The sequence below is a fragment of the Rhizobium subbaraonis genome, assembly GCF_900220975.1.
Classification (GTDB): domain Bacteria; phylum Pseudomonadota; class Alphaproteobacteria; order Rhizobiales; family Rhizobiaceae; genus Mycoplana; species Mycoplana subbaraonis.
Genome location: NZ_OBQD01000005.1, coordinates 212480 through 231702 on the forward strand (window position 1 = coordinate 212480; position 19223 = coordinate 231702).

The following is a 19223-nucleotide window of genomic DNA, read 5'->3' on the forward strand; positions in this document are numbered from 1 at the left end:
GGCCGGGCTTCTCCAATTCGTGCTCCTGGCATGTGCCGGAGCCACCGGCATCAGGCCGAGTAGTACATGTCGAACTCGACCGGATGCGGCGTCATTTCGAAGCGCATGACTTCCGCCATCTTGAGTTCGATGTAGGCGTCGATCTGGTCGTCATCGAAGACGCCGCCGGCCGTCAGGAACTTGCGGTCCTTGTCGAGGTTCTCGAGCGCTTCGCGCAGCGAGCCGCAAACGGTCGGGATCTTCTTCAGTTCCTTCGGCGGCAGGTCGTACAGGTCCTTGTCCATGGCCTTGCCGGGATGGATCTTGTTCTTGATGCCGTCGAGGCCGGCCATCAGCATGGCGGCGAAGCCGAGGTAGGGGTTTGCCAGCGGGTCGGGGAAGCGGACTTCGACGCGCTTGGACTTCGGACCGGTGCCGAACGGAATGCGGCACGAAGCCGAGCGGTTGCGGGCCGAGTAGGCGAGCAGAACCGGTGCTTCATAGCCCGGGACGAGACGCTTGTAGGAGTTCGTCGTCGGGTTGGTGAAGGCGTTGATGGCCTTGGCGTGCTTGATGATGCCGCCGATGTAGTACAGGCAGCTCTCGGAGAGGCCGGCATACTCGTCGCCTGCGAAGGTCGGCTTGCCGTCCTTCCAGATCGACTGGTGAACGTGCATGCCCGAGCCGTTGTCGCCGAAGATCGGCTTCGGCATGAAGGTTGCCGTCTTGCCGTAGGCGTTGGCGACCTGGTGGACGACGTACTTGTAGATCTGGATCTTGTCGGCGTTGCGCACCAGCGTGTCGAACTTGACGCCGAGCTCGTGCTGGGCGGCGGCCACTTCGTGGTGCTGCTTTTCGACGACGACGCCCATTTCGGCGAGAACCGTCAGCATTTCGGAGCGCATGTCCTGGCAGCTGTCGACCGGCGGAACCGGGAAGTAGCCGCCCTTGACGCGCGGACGGTGGCCGAGGTTGCCGGTGTCGTAGTCGGTGTCGTCGTTGGACGGCAGTTCGGACGAATCGAGCTTGAAGCCGGTGTTGTAGGGATCAGCCTTGTACTTGACGTCGTCGAAGACGAAGAATTCGGGCTCGGGACCGACGAATACGGTGTCGCCGATGCCGGACGACTTCAGGTAGGCCTCTGCCTTCTTGGCGGTGCCGCGCGGGTCGCGGTTGTAGGCTTCGCCGGAGATCGGATCCAGGATGTCGCAGAAGACGACCATGGTGGACTGGGCGAAGAAGGGGTCCATGTGAACCGTGGCCGGATCGGGCATCAGCACCATGTCCGACTCGTTGATGGCCTTCCAGCCTGCGATCGAGGAGCCGTCGAACATGACGCCATCGGCGAACATGTCTTCATCGACGCAGGAGACGTCCATCGTCACGTGCTGCAGCTTGCCCTTCGGGTCGGTAAAGCGCAGGTCCACGAACTTGACGTCGTTCTCCTTGATTTGCTTCAGGATATCGTTGGCAGTCGTCATGTTTTGAAAGTCCCTATTTGAGATGACGAGGTAGAAAACCTGGGCCGGACGGCCAGGCGGGGATTAGATGGCATCAACGCCGGTCTCGCCGGTGCGGATGCGGATGACTTCTTCGATGTTGGAAACGAAGATCTTGCCGTCGCCAATGCGGCCGGTCTGGGCTGCGTTGCGGATCGCTTCGATCACCGCATCCGCATTCTCGTCGGCCAGGACAACCTCGACCTTAACCTTCGGCAGGAAATCGACCACGTATTCGGCGCCGCGATAGAGCTCGGTATGCCCCTTCTGGCGGCCGAAGCCCTTCGCTTCCGTGACCGTGATGCCCTGCAGGCCGACTTCCTGAAGCGCTTCCTTCACTTCGTCGAGCTTGAACGGCTTTATGATCGCTTCGATCTTTTTCATGAGAAAATGTCTCTCCGCTTCTCCCATTTGCGCAGGTTTTGGACCCTGCCGCCTATGTTGATGCATTTAACGTGCCAATCTTTGCATAATGCGTGCCAGTTTCGACGCGCGGAAGCCTCTCACGCAGGACGAGTTGTCGCACCCTCAGCAAACGCAGACTTCCCCAACCCCCGCAGCGGCGGTTTGTGCCTAAAATTCGGCCTGCAAGCCGGCAATTTTCGTTGACGCAGAGTCGGCCACAGGGCGCGCTCCGCTTTCCGCATGTATTTTGAGCACCAAATTGATGCAGATGCATAATTATTACTCATTTGGCGTTGAAATTTTAAGCCTTGGCGGCGGTGATCCTTTAAGTGCATTGTCGGACCATGCACAGGGAACTCGAAACGATCGTCGTCACGCCGGAGGAAATGGCCGGCATCGACAAGGCGGCCGCCGACAGCGGCATCGACAGCGAGGCGCTGATGGAACGGGCAGGGCGGGCGGTGGCGGCCGCAGCGCTTCGCCGCTTCCCGGGCGCGTTGCGATTTGTCGTGCTCGCCGGGCCGGGCAACAATGGCGGCGACGGCTACGTGGCCGCCAGGGTGTTGGCCGAGGCGGGGTGCGCCGTTTCCCTTTATCAGCTCGCCCCGCCGAGGGGCCGTTCCGACGCCGGCAAGGCGAGCGCGCGCTTTTTCGGCTCCGTCGGGTCGCTCACGGCGTATGTGCCGGCGATCGGGGATGTCGTGATCGACGCGCTTTTCGGTGCGGGATTATCGCGCAATCTCGATCCCGCGGTTTGCGACCTCGTGGTCCGCATCAACGGGCTGGCGCTGCCGGTTTTGGCTGTCGACCTGCCGAGCGGTGTCGACGGGCGTACGGGCCAGGCTCTCGGCGCCGCCTTCGAGGCCGTCCACACGGTGACATTCATGTGCCGGAAGCCCGGGCACCTGCTGATGCCCGGCCGGTCGCTATGCGGTGAGCTCGAGGTGTTCGATATCGGCATTCCTGCCCGCATTGTCCTTGCCGCGTCCCACCACCTGCGCGTCAACGTGCCCGCTGTCTGGTCGATGAGCCTGCCAAAAGCGGCAGCGAGCGCCCACAAGTACGGGCACGGTCATCTGGCCGTCTTCTCCGGCGGCCCGCTTGCCACCGGCGCTGCGCGCCTTTCGGCGACGGCCGGCCTGCATGCAGGGGCAGGGCTCGTCACCGTGCTCTCGCCACCCAAGGCAGGTGCTGCCAATGCGGCCCACCTGACGGCAGTGATGCTGCGCGAGATCGACGGTGTGCCGGCTCTCGACGGACTTCTTGCCGATCCCCGCTATTCCGCCTTCGTGCTCGGTCCCGGTTTCGGCGACCTGGACCGGGCGAGGGCCTATGTCGCATGCCTGCGTGAACGGCCGCTGGTCCTGGATGCCGATGGCATCACGGCGTTTCGCGACCGGCCGGAAGCGCTGTTCGAAGCCTTCGACGGGGGGCAGACGCGGCTCGTGCTGACGCCGCATGACGGAGAATTCTCCCGGCTGTTCCCCGATATTGCCTCAGACGCCGCCCTTTCGAAGATCGACAGGGCCCGGGCAGCGGCGGTACGCAGCCATGCGGTCATCGTTCTGAAGGGGGCGGACACGGTGATCGCCGCGCCCGACGGACGGGCGCTGATCAACGACAACGCCCCGCCGTGGCTTGCCACCGCCGGCTCCGGTGACGTGCTTTCCGGCATCATCGGCGCGCATCTGGCCCAGGACATGCCTGCCTTCGAGGCCGCGGCCGCCGGTGTCTGGCGACACGGAGAAGCCGCGCGCCGCGCCGGCCCCGGCCTGACCGCCGAAGACCTCGTCGATTTCCTGAAGGGGATCGCCGAGTTCGAGTGACACGGGACAGGGGCACATGCTCTCCGGTGCGGCGCTCCGATCGCAGCCTGCCCTGTCAGTTCAGGTAACGCGATTGGCGGGGCAGCAGGCTATGGCAAAGCCCACGCTCTCGCGCGGCTGCGCGCGCCCCGCGGTGTCTCGCATCGAAGCATCACGCATCCTCGTCATGCTTCTTGGGCGATCTCCGCCGGTTTACGTCAAAGTCAGAACGTTCCCATCGCGCTCCGCACCCCATGAGCCCGGCACGCTTCCCTTTGGCGACGAACGGTTCTAAAGCATTGCCAATCGCAGCGAAGATGGTGGACGCCAACGCATGGGCCTGATCGATATCGCTCTCCTCGTGCTGGTCGCAGCCGTCTGGGGTTTCAATTTCGTCGTCATCAAGATCGGAATCGAGAACTTTCCACCGATCCTGTTTTCAGCGCTCCGGTTCCTGTTCGCGGCCCTGCCGCTGGTTTTCTTCCTGCCCCGCCCGGCCGTGCCGCTACGCCTCATTCTCGGCATCGGCCTCATTCTCGGGGTCGTGAAGTTCAGCCTGCTCTTCATTGGCATGGACATCGGCATTTCCGCCGGACTTGCCTCGCTGCTGCTGCAGTCGCAGGCCTTCTTTACCGTCATTCTGGCAGCTTCGATCTATGGCGAGCGGCCGAGGCCGGTGCAGATTGCCGGCATTGTCGTCGCGCTTGGCGGAATGGCCGCGATCGCCACGACCGTCGATGCCGGCTTCACCTATACCGGGCTCGCCCTGGTGCTGGCCGCCGGTCTGTCCTGGGCCGTTTCGAACATCCTGATGAAGAAGGTCGGAAAGGTGGACATGCTGGCGCTGATGGTATGGGTCAGCCTCGTGCCGCCGATCCCGCTGGCCATCATCTCGCTTCTGACGGAGGGATGGGACCGCGACATGGCGGCTCTCGCCAGCCTGTCCTGGGAAGGGATCGGAGCCGTCGCCTACATCGCCTATGCCACCACAGTCTTCGGATTCGGCGTCTGGGGCTACATGATCCGCAAACACGGAGTCTCCACCGTGGCGCCGTTTTCGCTGCTCGTCCCCGTGTTCGGAATGAGCTCTTCGGCTCTCGTCCTCGGCGAGAGTTTCGGCAACGCGCGTCTCGCCGGAGCCGCCCTCGTCGTCTGCGGACTGGTGCTGACCGCGCTCGGCCCCCGCATCGTCGATCGCATGCGCCGTCCCGTGACAGCATAGACGCAACGCGACACCCTCAGCGCGCGACCTTCATGGTCGCCTCACCGCGAAGCCTTTCTGCCGCAGCCAGCCGAAAGCCGCCCTGGCCGGCGATGCCGCCTCACACGCGCGGCTGTGCCCGCTTCTGCAACTCGCGCGCACCGTTCGGCGCGTTGACCTTGCCCGACGTGATGAAGAAGGCGAACACGTCGCGCGGCTCCCTGGCAGCCGGTTGTCCCGCATCGATCATGGGCAGATCCGCCGGCTGGCCGCCATCCGCCCATGTTTTCAGCCGCTCTGCCCACGCGTCGAGGTCCTTGGGAGGATAGCAGCTCTCAACGTCGTCCGATCCGCGCTGCAGGCGGGCGTATACGAAGTCGCCGGTCACGTCGGCGATTTCGGGATACTCGTCGTGATGGGCGTAGACGATCGCGGCACCGTGCCTGCGCGCCAGGGCCACGAACTCGGGCACCATGAAGGACGGGTTGCGCACCTCCAGCGCGTGCCGAAGGGGCAGGCCATCCTGCTTTGCCGGCAGCAGCTTTAAGAAGGCCTCGAAGTCGTCCGGCTCGAACTTCTTCGTCGGCGCGAACTGCCAGAGGATCGGGCCGAGATGCGGGCCGAGCTCGGTCAGGCCCTGCGTCAGGAAGCGCTCGATCGATTCGCCGGCTTCCGCGAGAACCTTGCGATTGGTGGTGAAGCGGCTGGCCTTGAGCGAGAAGACAAAGCCGTCCGGAACCTCAGAGGCCCATTTTGCGAATGTTTCCGGCTTCTGCGAGCCGTAATAGGTGCCGTTGACCTCTATCGCCGTCAGCTCACGGCTGGCGAACTCCAGCTGCCGCTTCTTGGCCAGCTTGTCGGGATAGAACGTTCCCTCCCAGGGATCGAAGGTCCAGCCGCCGATGCCGGTTCGGATGGTGCCGGATTTGCTCATGGGGATTCTCCCGAACGCGAATGTTGCAGAGCTGCCGCTCAGGCCGGAGCGATGAAGGGCTGCGAGATTTCCTTGAAGACGGGGAGGGCCTCCATCGCGGCGCAATGGGCGGCAAGCGCGGGACGCTGATCCGGCCGGATCAGGCCGGGATGAGCCTCGCTCATGTGCCTGATGGCACAGGCAACTGCAATATCCGCGTGGCCGATGCGCTCGCCCAGCCAGAAGGGACCCGTCGCACGCGCACGGTCGGCCTCCAGCACATCGAGCGTTGCTGCGATCTGCACCCTGCAGCGTTCCACCCACAGGACCGAAGGCTCCTTGTGGATCCGCTCCTCGTAGAAGAGGCTCACGCCCTTGTCAGCAAGGCCGGTGGCAAGCGCCATGACCTTCAGCGCATGCCGCCGGCCCGGGCCGTCGGCCGGAATGAGGCGCCTTTCCGGCGCAACGAGCCCGTCGATGTGATCGATGATCGAAGGGCTGTCGACGATAACGTCGCCGTCGTCCAGCACCATGGTCGGCACCCGCATCAGCGGATTGATGGCGCGAATCTTGTCGCCGTCGCCGAAGACCGACCAGGGGCGATGCTCGAAGGGCAGGTCGTAGAGCCGCAGGGCGATGGCCACGCGGCGGACGAAGGATGAATCGTACTGGCCGATCAGGATCATCCGATCTACTCCGCCGCCACCTTCTTCGCCGGACGCCGTTCCAGCAGCTCCTTGAGGAACTGGCCAGTATAGGAGCGCTCAACCTTGACGATATCCTCCGGCGTGCCCTTGGCGATCACCTCGCCGCCGCCATCCCCGCCCTCGGGGCCGAAGTCGATCACCCAGTCGGCCGTCTTGATGACCTCGAGGTTGTGCTCGATGACCACAACGGAATTGCCCTGGTTCACCAGTTCGTGCAGCACCTCGAGCAGCTTGGCCACGTCGTGGAAATGCAGGCCTGTCGTCGGCTCGTCCAGGATATAGAGCGTGCGGCCGGTCGAGCGCTTGGAGAGTTCCTTGGCGAGCTTGACGCGCTGCGCCTCGCCGCCCGAGAGCGTGTTGGCCTGCTGGCCGACCTTGATATAGCCGAGGCCGACCTCGTTCAGCGTCTTGAGCTTGTCGCGCACGGCAGGGACGGCGGCAAAGAACTCGACGCCTTCCTCCACCGTCATGTCGAGCACATCGGCGATAGACTTGCCCTTGAAGGTCACGTCGAGCGTCTCGCGGTTGTAGCGCTTGCCGTGGCAGACGTCGCAGGTGACGTAGACGTCGGGCAGAAAGTGCATCTCGATCTTGATGACGCCGTCGCCCTGGCAGGCCTCGCAGCGGCCACCCTTGACGTTGAAGGAGAAGCGGCCCGGCTGGTAGCCGCGCGCCTTCGCCTCGGGAAGTCCGGCGAACCAGTCGCGGATCGGGGTGAAGGCACCGGTATAGGTCGCCGGGTTGGAACGTGGCGTGCGGCCGATCGGCGACTGGTCGATATCGATCACCTTGTCGATGAACTCGAAACCGTCAATGCGGTCGTGCTCGGCCGGGATTTCGCGCGCGCCCATGATGCGGCGGGCGGCGGACTTGTAGAGCGTCTCGATCAGGAAGGTCGACTTGCCGCCGCCGGATACGCCGGTGACCGCGGTAAAGACGCCGAGCGGGATGGAGGCGGTGACGTTCTTCAGATTGTTGGCCCGGGCGCCGACGACGGTGATTTCCTTCTTCTTGCTCGTCTTGCGCCGCTCGGAGGGAACTGAGACGGCCATTTCGCCGGAAAGATACTTGCCCGTCAGCGACTTCGGGTTGGCCATCACCTCGGGCGGCGAGCCTTGCGCGATCACTTCTCCGCCGTGGATGCCGGCGGCGGGCCCGATGTCGACCACGTAGTCCGCCGTCAGGATCGCATCCTCGTCATGCTCGACGACGATCACCGTATTGCCGATGTCGCGAAGATGGCGCAGCGTATCGAGCAGGCGGGCGTTGTCGCGCTGGTGCAGGCCGATCGACGGCTCGTCGAGCACGTAGAGCACGCCGGTCAACCCCGAGCCGATCTGCGAGGCGAGCCGGATGCGCTGGCTCTCGCCCCCTGAAAGCGTTCCCGAATTGCGCGACAGGCTCAAATATTCGAGGCCGACGTCGTTGAGGAAGCGCAGGCGCTCGCGGATCTCCTTCAGGATCCGCACGGCGATCTCGTTCTGCTTGGCGTTCATGTGCTCGGGCAGGGCCTCGAACCAGTCGCGCGCCACCCGGATCGACATCTGCGTGACCTCGCCGATGTGCAGCGCATGGATCTTCACCGCAAGCGCTTCCGGCTTGAGACGGAAGCCGTTGCAGGCGGGGCAGGGGGCGGCCGACATGTAGCGCTCGATCTCCTCGCGCGCCCAGGCCGAATCCGTTTCCTTCCAGCGCCGCTCGAGGTTCGGCACGATCCCCTCGAAGGTCTTCGTCGTCTTGTAGGAGCGGGCGCCGTCCTTGTAGTTGAAGTCGATCTTTTCCTTGGTGCCGTGGAGGATCGCGTCCTGCCCTTCCTTGGAAAGGTCCGACCAGCGATTGGAAAGCTTGAAGCCGTAGGCCGCCCCGAGAGCTTCCAGCGTCTGGTTGTAGTAAGGGGAGGACGACTTCGCCCACGGCGCAATCGCCCCGTCGCGCAGCGTGCGCTGCGGCTCGGGCACGATCAGGTCCGGATCGATCTTCTGCTGGCTGCCGAGACCGTCGCAGGTCGGGCAGGCACCGAAGGGATTGTTGAACGAAAACAGCCGCGGCTCGATCTCGGGAATGGTGAAGCCAGAGACCGGGCAGGCGAATTTCTCCGAGAACATCACCCGCTCGTGCGTCTCGTTCAGCGACTTGTTGGCCGAGCCGCCTGCCGACGTCTCTTCCAGCGGCAGCGGCTTGTCAGCGAACTCGGCGATCGCCAATCCGTCGGCGAGCTTGAGGCAGGTCTCCAGGCTGTCCGCCAGGCGCGCGGCGAGGTCCGGGCGGACGACGACGCGGTCGACGACAACGTCGATGTCGTGCTTGTACTTCTTGTCCAGCGCCGGCACGTCGGCGATCTCGTAGAACTGCCCGTCGACCTTGACCCGCTGGAAGCCCTTCTTCATCAACTCGGCAAGTTCTTTCTTGTACTCGCCCTTCCGGCCGCGCACGATCGGCGCCAGGATGTAAAGGCGCGTGCCCTCGCCGAAATCGATCACCCGGTCGACCATCTGGCTGACCGTCTGGCTCTCAATCGGCAGGCCCGTCGCTGGCGAATAGGGAACGCCGACGCGGGCGAACAACAGGCGCATGTAATCGTAGATCTCGGTGACCGTGCCCACCGTGGAGCGCGGGTTCTTCGAGGTCGTCTTCTGCTCGATCGAGATGGCCGGCGACAGGCCCTCGATCTGGTCGACGTCCGGCTTCTGCATCATCTCCAGGAACTGGCGCGCATAGGCCGAAAGGCTTTCGACGTAGCGCCGCTGGCCCTCGGCATAGATCGTGTCGAAGGCGAGCGACGACTTGCCGGAACCGGACAGGCCGGTCATGACGATCAGCTTGTTGCGCGGCAGGTCGAGGTCGATGCCCTTGAGATTGTGCTCGCGCGCGCCGCGGATGGAAATGGTCTTGAGTTCGCTCATGTGTCCAGCGCCAGATGTCGTCTGTGAGTGTCGGGTCTCGGATGAAGGTGGCTGTTCGATTGCGCATCCTATGTAGGGACTGGAACGTGCCTGTCCATGCGCGTCGCGACGAAACCCTGCCTCTTTCCGATTCGGTTGACAAGATGTTACGGATTTACTAGAACAAAAAAAGAACGAAATATATCGGAATTTCATCTGTGGATTAACCGGGCTCCGGGGCGGCGCACGGCCGCCTGGATCGTTAAGATGGGCAGATTGAAATTTTGGCAGCCGGGCGGCGCCCGGCGCGACAAAGGGACTAAGCGGATGGCAGGCAGCGTCAACAAGGTAATCCTGATCGGGAACGTCGGCGCGGATCCGGAGATCCGTCGCACCCAGGACGGTCGTCCGATCGCAAACCTGCGCATCGCGACGTCGGAAACCTGGCGCGATCGCAATTCCGGCGAGCGTCGCGAAAAGACCGAGTGGCACAACGTCGTCGTGTTCAACGAAGGCCTGTGCAAGGTCGTCGAACAATATGTGAAGAAGGGCGCCAAGCTCTATATCGAGGGCGCGCTGCAGACCCGCAAGTGGCAGGACCAGACCGGCAACGACCGTTATTCGACGGAAGTCGTGCTGCAGGGCTTTGGCTCGACGCTGACCATGCTGGACGGTCGCGGCGAGGGCGGCGGCGACCGTCGCGGCGGCGGCTCCGACTTCGGCGGTGCGAGCAATTACGGCGGCGGTAGCGGTGGCAACTATGGCGGCGGCCAGAACTACGACGACTACGGTTCGCAGCCGTCTTCTTCGCCTTCTTCATCCAGCCGCGGCGGCTCGCTCTCGCGCGACATGGACGACGACATTCCCTTCTGAGGATGGCGACGATCCGCGTTGAGACGTTCTGAGTGCTGGGGCACGCAGTCTACCGGGTCCGCCCGGCAATGCATTCCATCGCGTTCGATTTTGCCAGCGTATGCAGGTTCGCGACGACTGTTTTCTTGAGGTCATCCGGGAGTGGCCTCAGGTGAACCGGCAGGTTTGCCTTCGTCCACTCGCGCATTTTTGCCTTCTGATCGCTTTTGTCGGCGGTCTGCTGCCTGACCTCGAGCGTCTTCGAATAGAGAACGGCGACCACCTCCGCCGTTTCCCGGCTGCCGCGGGCTGCCGGATCGAAGGCGGGCATACAGGCGAAGAGGGCGTCATGGATCGCGGTATTAGAGGGAGTTGGGACTGAAGATCCGGCGGACTCGCTGGGCGTCAGCCCAAGGTGGGCTTTCCCGACCGCATCCACGAGAAGTCCCACGACATGCATGACGGCGATGAACCCGAGGATTGTGTATATTGTCCGCAAGTGCGCGCCCCCTCGTGACGATCAAGCGTCACGCTAGGCTGTTCGGCTATATACTTCGTTAAAACTCAAGGTTGAGCCTGAGGCCGTTGCAGGTATGCCGCGGCATTGATGGTCTGCCGCCACATCCGTGCGTCAAAGCACGAATGCCGCACGGATCCCGTCCACCACGAACTGGATGGCGAGGGCCGCCAGGATCACCCCGAGCAGGCGGGTGAGGATGGCGCGGCCGGTTGCGCCCAGATAACGATCGACACGCTCGGCGACGTAGAGCGTCACGTAGACGATGGCAACGCACATCGCGATCACCGCGAGAAGTGCTGCTCGGCCGACGGGGGAGGACAGCGAGCCCGACAGAAGGATCGTTGCCGAGATCGCGCCGGGACCGGCGATCAGCGGCAGGGCGAGCGGAAAGACCGCGATGTTGCGGATGTGGTCCTTGGTGATGGCAATCTCACTTGCCTTTTCCTTACGCTCTTGGCGGCGCTCGAAAACCATTTCGAAGGCGATGAAGAAGAGCAGCAGGCCGCCGGCGATACGGAAGGCGGCGATCGATATGCCGAGCAGGCCCAGGATGCCCGCGCCGAAGATGGCGAAGGCGGCGAGGATGGAGAAGGCGATGATGGAGCCGCGCAACGCGACCTGCTGGCGCTCGGCGCGGTTCATCCCAACCGTCAGGCCGAGGAAGATCGGCGCAAGGCCCGGCGGGTCGAGGGTCACGAGCATGGTCGTGAATGCATTGACGATCAGATTCCAGTCGTACATGCGGCCGTTCCCTTCGCCGAATTTTTTCCTATTGTTAGGCGAGTGCCGACGCCAAGGGAAGGGGCGCGCCGGGTTGGGTGCCGATGCCGCCATGAAATTGCAATAATTGGCGGATTTCTGGCAAAAGGCTGTTCAAAACCTCCGGCAAAATTGGCGCAGTTCAAGCCGTTAGGCTATAGATTCCCGACTGATTCTGAACAAAGATCGTGATCGAAATTGACAGAGCAAACGACCCCCGGCGGTAAAAACCCTCCCGGCATCGAGCCGATTTCCATCATCGAGGAAATGCAGCGGTCTTATCTCGACTACGCCATGAGCGTGATCGTGAGCCGTGCGCTGCCCGATGTGCGCGACGGCATGAAGCCGGTGCACCGGCGCATCCTCTTCAGCATGGGCGAGATGGGGATCGACTGGAACAAGAAGTACGTCAAGTGCGCGCGCGTTACCGGCGACGTGATGGGTAAGTATCACCCGCACGGCGACAGCGCGATCTACGACGCGCTCGCCCGCCTGGCGCAGGACTGGTCGCTGCGGCTGCCGCTGATCGACGGCCAGGGCAACTTCGGCTCGGTCGATGGCGATCCGCCGGCGGCCCAGCGCTATACCGAGTGCCGCCTGGAGAAGGCCGCGCATTCGCTGCTGGACGATCTGGACAAGGAGACGGTCAACTTCCGCGACAACTACGACGGCACCATGCAGGAGCCGACGGTGCTGCCGGCGAAGTTTCCAAACCTGCTGGTCAACGGCGCGGGCGGCATTGCCGTCGGCATGGCGACGAACATCCCGCCGCACAACCTCTCCGAAGTCATCAATGGTTGCGTGGCGCTGATCGACAATCCAGCGATCGAACTGCCGGACCTGATGCAGATCATTCCCGGGCCGGACTTTCCGACCGGCGCCATGATCCTCGGCCGCGCCGGCATCCGGCAGGCCTACGAGACCGGCCGCGGTTCGGTGATCATGCGCGGCGTGGCCCGCGTCGAGCCGATGCGCGGCGACCGCGAGCAGATCATCATCACCGAGATCCCCTATCAGGTGAACAAGGCGACGATGATCGAGAAGATGGCCGAACTGGTGCGCGAGAAGCGCATCGAGGGCATCTCCGACCTGCGTGACGAGTCCGACCGCGAAGGCTACCGCGTCGTCATCGAACTCAAGCGCGACGCCGTCGCCGACGTCGTCCTGAACCAGCTCTACCGCTACACGCCGCTGCAAACCTCGTTCGGCTGCAACATGGTGGCGCTGAACGGCGGCAAGCCGGAACAGCTGGCGCTGCTCGACATGCTGCGCGCCTTCGTCTCCTTCCGCGAGGAAGTCGTCAGTCGCCGCACCAAGTACCTGCTGCGCAAGGCGCGTGACCGCGCGCATGTGCTGGTCGGGCTTGCGATCGCGGTCGCCAACATCGACGAGGTGATCAGCCTGATCCGCCGCGCGCCGGATCCGCAGACGGCACGTGAACAGTTGATGGAACGCCGCTGGCCGGCGAAGGACGTCGATTCGCTGATCCGCCTGATCGACGATCCGCGCCACCGCATCAACGAGGACGGCACCTACAATCTCTCCGAAGAGCAGGCACGCGCCATCCTGGAGCTGCGTCTCGCCCGCCTGACCGCCCTTGGTCGCGATGAAATCGACGAGGAACTGAACAAGATCGGCGAGGAAATCCGCGACTATCTCGATATTCTCAGCTCGCGCCTGCGCATCCAGGCGATCGTCAAGGACGAGATGATCGCGATCCGCGACGAGTTCGGCACGCCGCGCCGCACCGAGATCGCCGATTTCGGTCCCGACATGGACGACGAGGACCTCATCGCCCGAGAGGACATGGTGGTCACCGTCTCGCATGCCGGCTACGTCAAGCGCGTGCCGCTTGCGACCTACCGCGCCCAGCGCCGCGGCGGCAAGGGCCGTTCGGGCATGGCGACGCGCGATGAGGATTTCGTCACGCGCCTGTTCGTCGCCAACACGCATACGCCGGTACTGTTCTTCTCATCGCGCGGCATCGTCTACAAGGAAAAGGTCTGGCGCCTGCCGATCGGCACGCCGCAGTCCAAAGGCAAGGCGCTGATCAACATGCTGCCGATCGAGCCCGGCGAGCGGATCACCACCATCATGCCGCTGCCGGAGGACGAGAGCACCTGGGAAAACCTCGACGTGATGTTCTCGACGACGCGCGGCACGGTGCGGCGCAACAAGCTGTCGGACTTCGTCCAGGTCAACCGCAACGGCAAGATCGCGATGAAGCTGGAGGAGGAGGGCGACGAGATCCTCTCCGTCGAGACCTGCACGGAGCGCGACGACGTGCTGCTGACGACGGCGCTCGGCCAGTGCATCCGCTTCCCCGTCGACGACGTGCGCGTCTTTGCCGGCCGCAACTCCATCGGCGTACGCGGCATCTCTCTGGGCAAGGGCGACAGCATCATCTCGATGACGATCGTCAGCCACGTCGATGCCGAGCCGTGGGAGCGGGCGGCCTATCTGAAGCGCTCCGCGGCAGAACGGCGCGCAGCCGGCGGCGAGGCCGAGGAGATCGCGCTGGTCGGTGAGGAGATCACCGAAGAGGGGCAGCTTACCGACGAACGCTACGAGGAACTGAGGCTGCGCGAGCAATTCGTCCTGACGCTTTCGGAGAAGGGCTTCGGCAAGCGGTCGTCCTCCTACGACTTCCGCACCTCAGGCCGCGGCGGCAAGGGCATCCGCGCCACCGACACGTCGAAGACCTCAGAGATCGGCAAGCTCGTCGCGGCTTTCCCGGTCGAGGACAAGGACCAGATCATGCTGGTCTCGGACGGCGGACAGCTGATCCGCGTGCCGGTCAATGGCATCCGCATCGCCAGCCGCGCCACCAAGGGCGTCACCATCTTCTCCACCGCCAAGGACGAGAAGGTCGTCTCCGTCGAGCGCATCAACGAGCCGGATGGCGATGACGAGGAGATCGGCGAGGAGGCAAACGGCGCCGAACTTTCGGCTCACGATACGGGCGATGACGCAGTTCGGTCGGCGGACGAGGGGGAAGCCTCGGATTAAGGGCGATCCCTGCGGTCGTACAATAACCAGAAAGGCCGGCGCTCTAGCGTCGGCCTTTCTGGTTTGCGGGCTGCCCGAGGGGTGGCGTCCGCGAGGACGGCGGCAAGGGGACGCTGGCGCGGACGCGGTTTCCGGTGTTGCCTTCTTCCGGAACCGCGGCGCGCGCCTACACGTCGAAGCCGCCTGCTTTCCGTCTCATCTTCCCGATCGCGACCCGCTCCTGGCGGAGCGTGTAGATGGTTCGCGAGAAGTCGATGGTGAAGACCGTGCTGATCAGCACGGCGAAGAAGATCATGAGGATGGTCATGCCTTCACCTCCCGCCGGCTGCGGATCCATTTGCCATGCAGGTTGCCCTGCTCACTGCGTCGGCGGGCCTCGTGGCGGGTCGCGCGCATGCTTGCGGTAGTGAGAACAACGAACATGGTCATGCAGAGTAGAGCAAGCGCCATCTTGCAATTCCTTCCATCTTGGGAAGCGCATTTTCACAATCAACTTGCCGACAAAACGCGTCCTCTTTGAGATTTGTTCCCGACAACCTGTATTCGAAGTAAATCACCGGTCGCGCACAGAGGTCTTGGACGGATCGGTGCAGGAAACTTGTCGACTTTGCCGGGGACATGACGGAGCGCCACTATTGCCTAACGCCGCGTCGCATGACAAAACGCGGGCGAAACGGGAACTGCACGCCATGGCCGCCGCCTTCTATCCGGGCTCCTTCGACCCGATCACCAACGGACACCTCGACGTGCTCGTCCAGGCCCTGAACATCGCGCCCAAGGTGATCGTTGCGATCGGCATCCATCCCGGCAAGACGCCGCTGTTTTCCTTCGAGGAACGCGCTGAACTGATCCGGCAGGCGATCGCCGAGGCCCTCCCGGCGCGGGCGGACGACGTATCGGTGGTGTCGTTCGACAGGTTGGTCGTCGATGCCGCGCGGTCGCACAATGCGCATCTGTTGATCCGCGGCCTCCGTGATGGCACCGACCTCGACTACGAAATGCAGATGGCGGGGATGAACCAGCAGATGGCGCCGGACGTACAGACCGTTTTCCTGCCTGCGGGGGTTGCATCGCGGCCCATAACCGCCACATTGGTTCGTCAGATCGCGGGAATGGGCGGTGACGTCAGCGCCTTCGTTCCCAAGGTCGTCGATGCGGCGCTGAAGGCCCGCAGACGCACCTGATACGCCTTTCAACGAAACGGAGTGACCATGAAACTCTTCAAGTTCGCCCTTGCCGGCGCCCTTCTTCTTGCTACCGCCAGCGGCAGCGCCTGGGCGCAGGCGAAGGAATATCTGACGATCCAGCTGAAGGACGGCCCCGTTGTCATCGAGCTGCGCCCCGACGTCGCGCCGAAGCATGTCGAGCGCATCAAGGCGCTGGCGGAAAAGGGGGAATACGACAACGTCGCGTTCCACCGCGTGATCGACGGCTTCATGGCGCAGACGGGTGACGTCCAGTATGGCGACATGGAGGACGGCTTTAGCGCGGCTGCCGCCGGGACCGGCGGTTCCTCCATGCCCGACCTGCCCGCCGAGTTCTCCAACGTCCCGTTCCAGCGCGGCACGGTCGGCATGGCCCGCGCGCAGAATCCCGATTCCGCCAATTCGCAGTTCTTCATCATGTTTGCGCCCGGCGATTTCCTCAATGGGCAGTACACGGTCGTCGGCCAGGTCGTCGAGGGCATGGAGAACGTCGACAAGATCAAGCGCGGCGAGGAGAGCAACAACGGCTCCGTCACCGATCCCGACAGGATGATCAAAGTCACCGTCGGCAAATAAGCATTCCAACCAAGGAGAAAGACCATGGCCGAGATCAAGGATCCGGAAAACACTATCATCATGGAGACCTCGAAGGGCAAGGTCGTCATCCAGCTTCTGCCGGACGTAGCGCCCGGGCACGTCGCCCGCATCAAGGAGCTGACGCGTGAGGGCGCCTATGACGGCGTCGTCTTCCACCGCGTCATCGAGGACTTCATGGCCCAGACCGGTGACGTTCAGTACGGCAAGACCGGCGGCAAGGACTTCAATCCGGCCCGCGCCGGCATGGGCGGCTCGGAAAAGCCGGACCTGAAGGCCGAATTCTCCAACATGAGCCACGTTCGCGGTACCTGCTCCATGGCCCGCAGCCAGATGCCGAATTCTGCGAACTCGCAGTTCTTCATCTGCTTCACCGACGCGCCCTGGCTGAACAAGCAGTATTCCGTCTGGGGCCAGGTCATCGAAGGCATGGACAACATCGACAAGATCAAGCGCGGCGAGCCCGTCAAGGATCCCGACACCATCGTCTCGATGAAGGTCGCAGCCGACGCCTGATCGCGTCCGATCTCCGGAACCCGCTCCGCGCACCTGTCTCGACCCGGCAGGCACCGGGGCGGGTTTCCCTTTTCTGCCGAAATGGTTTATCGGGCAGCACCTGGACCAATAGCTGCAGCACAATGCGTATAGAACTGTTCGATTTCGATCTCCCGGAAGAGCGGATCGCCCTTCGCCCGGTCACCCCGCGCGAGGCCGCGCGTCTTCTCGTCGTCCGTCCCGATGCGGACCAGCCTTTCGAGGACCGCCACGTCGGCGACCTGTCGGAATTCCTGCAGCCCGGGGACGCGCTGGTGTTCAACGATACGCGTGTCATCCCAGCACAGCTCGAGGGCATTCGCCACCGGGAAGGGGCGGGCGGTCAGCAGGTCTCGGCCACGCTGCACATGCGGATTGCCGCCGACCGCTGGAAGGCCTTCGCAAAGCCCGGCAAGCGCATCAAGCTCGGCGATCGCATCACCTTCGGCCATCGCGGTAACGCCTGCCTGCTTGGCAGCCTGGAGGCGACGGTGGAGGAAAAGGGCGAGGGCGGCGAAGTCACGCTGCGCTTCGATCTTTCCGGCCCCATGCTGGACGAGGCCATCGCCTCCGTCGGCCATATTCCGCTGCCACCCTACATCGCCTCCAAGCGCGCCGACGATGCCGAGGACCGGCGCGACTACCAGACGATATATGCGCGCGAGGAGGGTGCGGTCGCCGCGCCCACCGCGGGCCTGCATTTCACCGACGCGCTGTTTGCCAAGCTCGATGCCCGCGGGGTCGAGCGCCATTTCGTCACGCTGCATGTCGGCGCGGGGACATTTCTGCCCGTCAAGGCGGACGACACCGACGACCACGTCATGCACCAGGAGATCGGCTACGTATCCAGGGAGACGGCAGCGGCGCTGAACGCGGTTCGGGCGAGGGGCGGACGGATCGTCTGCGTCGGCACCACCTCGCTGCGCCTGCTGGAAAGTGCGGTAAGCGAGGACGGAACGGTCGAGCCTTGGTCCGGTCCGACCGGCATTTTCATCACGCCCGGCTACCGCTTTCGCGTGGCGGACGTGCTGATGACCAATTTTCATCTGCCGAAATCGACGCTATTCATGCTCGTTTCCGCCTTCTGCGGCCTGGAGACGATGCGGGAAGCCTATGCGCATGCGATCGAGACCGGCTACCGCTTCTATTCCTATGGCGACGCCAGCCTGCTTTTCCGGAAGAAACCATGACCGAACGCTTTGAATTCAAGCTCTCCGCGACCGACGGCAAGGCGCGGCGCGGCGAGGTGTCGATGCCGCGGGGCGCGATCCGGACGCCGGCCTTCATGCCGGTGGGCACGGTTGGCACCGTCAAGGCGATGTATCTCGATCAGGTACGCGATCTCGGCGCCGACATCATCCTCGGCAATACCTATCACCTGATGCTGCGCCCCGGTGCGGAGCGCGTGGCACGCCTCGGCGGCCTGCACGAGCTGATCCGCTGGCCCTATCCCATCCTGACCGATTCCGGGGGATTCCAGGTGATGTCGCTGTCCGGCCTGCGCAAGCTGGACGAGCAGGGTGTGACCTTCAAGAGCCATGTCGACGGCTCGCTGCACCACATGTCGCCGGAGCGCTCGATCGAGATCCAGGGCCTGCTCGACAGCGACATCCAGATGCAGCTCGACGAATGCGTGCGCCTCCCCGCCGAACCGAAAGAGATCGAGCGGGCGATGGAGATGTCCTATCGCTGGGCCGAGCGCTGCAAGGTGGCGTTCGGCGACCAGCCGGGCAAGGCGATGTTCGGCATCGTGCAGGGCGGCGACATTCCAGAACTGCGCGTGCGCTCGGCGCAGGCACTCACCGGCCTCGACCTCAAGGGCTATGCGATCGGCGGGCTTGCCGTGGGCGAACCGCAGGCGGTCATGCTCGACATGATCGACACGACGTGCCCGCATCTTCCCTTCGAAAAGCCGCGCTACCTGATGGGTGTGGGCACGCCCGATGACATCTTGAAATCTGTGGCACATGGCATAGACATGTTCGACTGCGTGATGCCGACCCGCTCCGGCCGTCACGGCCTTGCGTTCACCCGCCACGGTCGCATCAACATCCGCAACGCCCGCCATGCCGAGGACATGCGCCCGCTCGACGAGCTGTCGTCCTGCCCGGCGAGCCGCGACTATTCGCGCGCCTATCTGCACCATCTCGTGCGTTCGAACGAGTCGCTGGGCGGGATGCTGCTGACATGGAACAATCTGGCCTACTATCAGGAACTGATGGCCGGAATCCGTTCAGCGATCGAAGAGGGTCGCTATGCGGATTTCATGGCGGAAACGCAGGAGGCCTGGGCACGCGGCGAGGCGGATGCGAAGAAGAGCGCGTGAAGCTGACCTCAAGACCGAAAACGTCAATTTCCT

At 63.7% G+C, this 19223-nt stretch carries 18 protein-coding genes; 9 read left to right on the forward strand and 9 right to left on the reverse strand.

The genetic code is table 11. The features are described from left to right. Positions 1-50: 50 nt before the first annotated feature. On the reverse strand, positions 51-1460 hold the full coding sequence (gene glnA, locus CRO48_RS09250; RefSeq protein ID WP_097138412.1) for a type I glutamate--ammonia ligase: 1410 nt from the start codon (positions 1458-1460) through the stop codon (positions 51-53). Positions 1461-1523: 63 nt separating this feature from the next. Beyond that, positions 1524-1862: a P-II family nitrogen regulator gene (locus CRO48_RS09255; RefSeq protein ID WP_038542987.1), complete on the reverse strand. Its 339-nt coding sequence runs from the start codon at positions 1860-1862 to the stop codon at positions 1524-1526. Positions 1863-2227: 365 nt separating this feature from the next. On the opposite strand from CRO48_RS09255, the gene CRO48_RS09260 reads away from it, so the two are divergent. Then, positions 2228-3709: an NAD(P)H-hydrate dehydratase gene (locus tag CRO48_RS09260; protein WP_097138414.1), complete on the forward strand. Its 1482-nt coding sequence runs from the start codon at positions 2228-2230 to the stop codon at positions 3707-3709. 313 nt (positions 3710-4022) lie between these two features. Next, on the forward strand, positions 4023-4910 hold the full coding sequence (locus tag CRO48_RS09265) for an EamA family transporter (RefSeq protein ID WP_097138416.1): 888 nt from the start codon (positions 4023-4025) through the stop codon (positions 4908-4910). Positions 4911-5010: 100 nt separating this feature from the next. Here the strand turns inward: CRO48_RS09265 and CRO48_RS09270 are convergent, their stop codons facing one another. The 3 genes from CRO48_RS09270 to uvrA are packed head-to-tail and all read right to left on the reverse strand — an operon-like array spanning position 5011 to position 9412. Then, the gene (locus CRO48_RS09270) at positions 5011-5823 is read right to left on the reverse strand and encodes a DUF72 domain-containing protein (protein WP_097138418.1); all 813 of its coding nucleotides are present in this window, start codon (positions 5821-5823) and stop codon (positions 5011-5013) included. A gap of 38 nt (positions 5824-5861) precedes the next feature. Continuing rightward, complete coding sequence (locus CRO48_RS09275) at positions 5862-6488, reverse strand: glutathione S-transferase family protein (RefSeq protein ID WP_097138420.1); 627 nt, start codon at positions 6486-6488, stop codon at positions 5862-5864. A gap of 5 nt (positions 6489-6493) precedes the next feature. Next, complete coding sequence (gene uvrA / locus CRO48_RS09280; RefSeq protein WP_097138422.1) at positions 6494-9412, reverse strand: excinuclease ABC subunit UvrA; 2919 nt, start codon at positions 9410-9412, stop codon at positions 6494-6496. A gap of 306 nt (positions 9413-9718) precedes the next feature. On the opposite strand from uvrA, the gene CRO48_RS09285 reads away from it, so the two are divergent. Further along, positions 9719-10264 (forward strand): single-stranded DNA-binding protein, encoded by a 546-nt coding sequence (locus tag CRO48_RS09285; RefSeq protein WP_097138424.1) that lies wholly within the window; start codon positions 9719-9721, stop codon positions 10262-10264. A gap of 49 nt (positions 10265-10313) precedes the next feature. On the opposite strand, the gene CRO48_RS09290 is transcribed toward CRO48_RS09285, so the two are convergent. After that, positions 10314-10682 (reverse strand): hypothetical protein, encoded by a 369-nt coding sequence (locus tag CRO48_RS09290; RefSeq protein WP_141402032.1) that lies wholly within the window; start codon positions 10680-10682, stop codon positions 10314-10316. A gap of 192 nt (positions 10683-10874) precedes the next feature. Then, complete coding sequence (locus CRO48_RS09295) at positions 10875-11504, reverse strand: MarC family protein (protein ID WP_097138428.1); 630 nt, start codon at positions 11502-11504, stop codon at positions 10875-10877. A 216-nt stretch (positions 11505-11720) separates the two neighbouring features. Here CRO48_RS09295 and gyrA point away from each other — a divergent pair, with 216 nt between their 5' ends. Beyond that, positions 11721-14531, forward strand: a complete 2811-nt coding sequence (gene gyrA / locus CRO48_RS09300; protein ID WP_097138430.1) for a DNA gyrase subunit A — start codon at positions 11721-11723, stop codon at positions 14529-14531. A 166-nt stretch (positions 14532-14697) separates the two neighbouring features. Here gyrA and CRO48_RS32140 read toward each other — a convergent pair whose 3' ends face one another. Together CRO48_RS32140 and CRO48_RS32145 are read right to left on the reverse strand one after the other, a co-directional pair. After that, on the reverse strand, positions 14698-14838 hold the full coding sequence (locus CRO48_RS32140; protein ID WP_176526702.1) for a hypothetical protein: 141 nt from the start codon (positions 14836-14838) through the stop codon (positions 14698-14700). Then, on the reverse strand, positions 14835-14981 hold the full coding sequence (locus tag CRO48_RS32145; RefSeq protein WP_176526703.1) for a hypothetical protein: 147 nt from the start codon (positions 14979-14981) through the stop codon (positions 14835-14837). The genes CRO48_RS32140 and CRO48_RS32145 overlap by 4 nt, the downstream gene beginning before the upstream one ends. Positions 14982-15220: 239 nt before the next feature. Between CRO48_RS32145 and coaD the strand changes: the two genes are divergently transcribed. The 5 genes from coaD to tgt all read left to right on the forward strand — a co-directional run bounded on the left by coaD (position 15221) and on the right by tgt (position 19190). After that, positions 15221-15715, forward strand: a complete 495-nt coding sequence (gene coaD, locus CRO48_RS09305; protein WP_097138432.1) for a pantetheine-phosphate adenylyltransferase — start codon at positions 15221-15223, stop codon at positions 15713-15715. Between the two features lie 27 nt (positions 15716-15742). Then, positions 15743-16312 (forward strand): peptidylprolyl isomerase, encoded by a 570-nt coding sequence (locus tag CRO48_RS09310; protein WP_097138434.1) that lies wholly within the window; start codon positions 15743-15745, stop codon positions 16310-16312. 24 nt (positions 16313-16336) lie between these two features. Further along, positions 16337-16846: a peptidylprolyl isomerase gene (locus tag CRO48_RS09315; protein ID WP_097138436.1), complete on the forward strand. Its 510-nt coding sequence runs from the start codon at positions 16337-16339 to the stop codon at positions 16844-16846. A gap of 122 nt (positions 16847-16968) precedes the next feature. Further along, a complete protein-coding gene (queA, locus tag CRO48_RS09320; RefSeq protein ID WP_097138438.1) occupies positions 16969-18054 on the forward strand; it encodes a tRNA preQ1(34) S-adenosylmethionine ribosyltransferase-isomerase QueA in 1086 nt (361 codons plus the stop codon). Then, positions 18051-19190 (forward strand): tRNA guanosine(34) transglycosylase Tgt, encoded by a 1140-nt coding sequence (gene tgt, locus CRO48_RS09325; protein WP_097138440.1) that lies wholly within the window; start codon positions 18051-18053, stop codon positions 19188-19190. The genes queA and tgt overlap by 4 nt, the downstream gene beginning before the upstream one ends. The last annotated feature ends 33 nt before the right edge of the window (positions 19191-19223 follow it).

Excerpts from the sequence above, each read along its gene's own strand:
- CRO48_RS09295 (WP_097138428.1), bottom strand. The coding sequence starts at position 11,504 with ATGTACGACTGGAATCTGATCGTCAATGCATTCACGACCATGCTCGTG.
- CRO48_RS09265 (WP_097138416.1), top strand. The coding sequence starts at position 4,023 with ATGGGCCTGATCGATATCGCTCTCCTCGTGCTGGTCGCAGCCGTCTGG.
- CRO48_RS09310 (WP_097138434.1), top strand. The coding sequence starts at position 15,743 with ATGAAACTCTTCAAGTTCGCCCTTGCCGGCGCCCTTCTTCTTGCTACC.
- uvrA (WP_097138422.1), bottom strand. The coding sequence starts at position 9,412 with ATGAGCGAACTCAAGACCATTTCCATCCGCGGCGCGCGCGAGCACAAT.
- queA (WP_097138438.1), top strand. The coding sequence starts at position 16,969 with ATGCGTATAGAACTGTTCGATTTCGATCTCCCGGAAGAGCGGATCGCC.
- CRO48_RS32140 (WP_176526702.1), bottom strand. The coding sequence starts at position 14,838 with ATGACCATCCTCATGATCTTCTTCGCCGTGCTGATCAGCACGGTCTTC.
- CRO48_RS32145 (WP_176526703.1), bottom strand. The coding sequence starts at position 14,981 with ATGGCGCTTGCTCTACTCTGCATGACCATGTTCGTTGTTCTCACTACC.
- CRO48_RS09285 (WP_097138424.1), top strand. The coding sequence starts at position 9,719 with ATGGCAGGCAGCGTCAACAAGGTAATCCTGATCGGGAACGTCGGCGCG.
- CRO48_RS09315 (WP_097138436.1), top strand. The coding sequence starts at position 16,337 with ATGGCCGAGATCAAGGATCCGGAAAACACTATCATCATGGAGACCTCG.
- CRO48_RS09260 (WP_097138414.1), top strand. The coding sequence starts at position 2,228 with ATGCACAGGGAACTCGAAACGATCGTCGTCACGCCGGAGGAAATGGCC.
- CRO48_RS09270 (WP_097138418.1), bottom strand. The coding sequence starts at position 5,823 with ATGAGCAAATCCGGCACCATCCGAACCGGCATCGGCGGCTGGACCTTC.
- tgt (WP_097138440.1), top strand. The coding sequence starts at position 18,051 with ATGACCGAACGCTTTGAATTCAAGCTCTCCGCGACCGACGGCAAGGCG.
- glnA (WP_097138412.1), bottom strand. The coding sequence starts at position 1,460 with ATGACGACTGCCAACGATATCCTGAAGCAAATCAAGGAGAACGACGTC.
- CRO48_RS09275 (WP_097138420.1), bottom strand. The coding sequence starts at position 6,488 with ATGATCCTGATCGGCCAGTACGATTCATCCTTCGTCCGCCGCGTGGCC.
- CRO48_RS09255 (WP_038542987.1), bottom strand. The coding sequence starts at position 1,862 with ATGAAAAAGATCGAAGCGATCATAAAGCCGTTCAAGCTCGACGAAGTG.
- coaD (WP_097138432.1), top strand. The coding sequence starts at position 15,221 with ATGGCCGCCGCCTTCTATCCGGGCTCCTTCGACCCGATCACCAACGGA.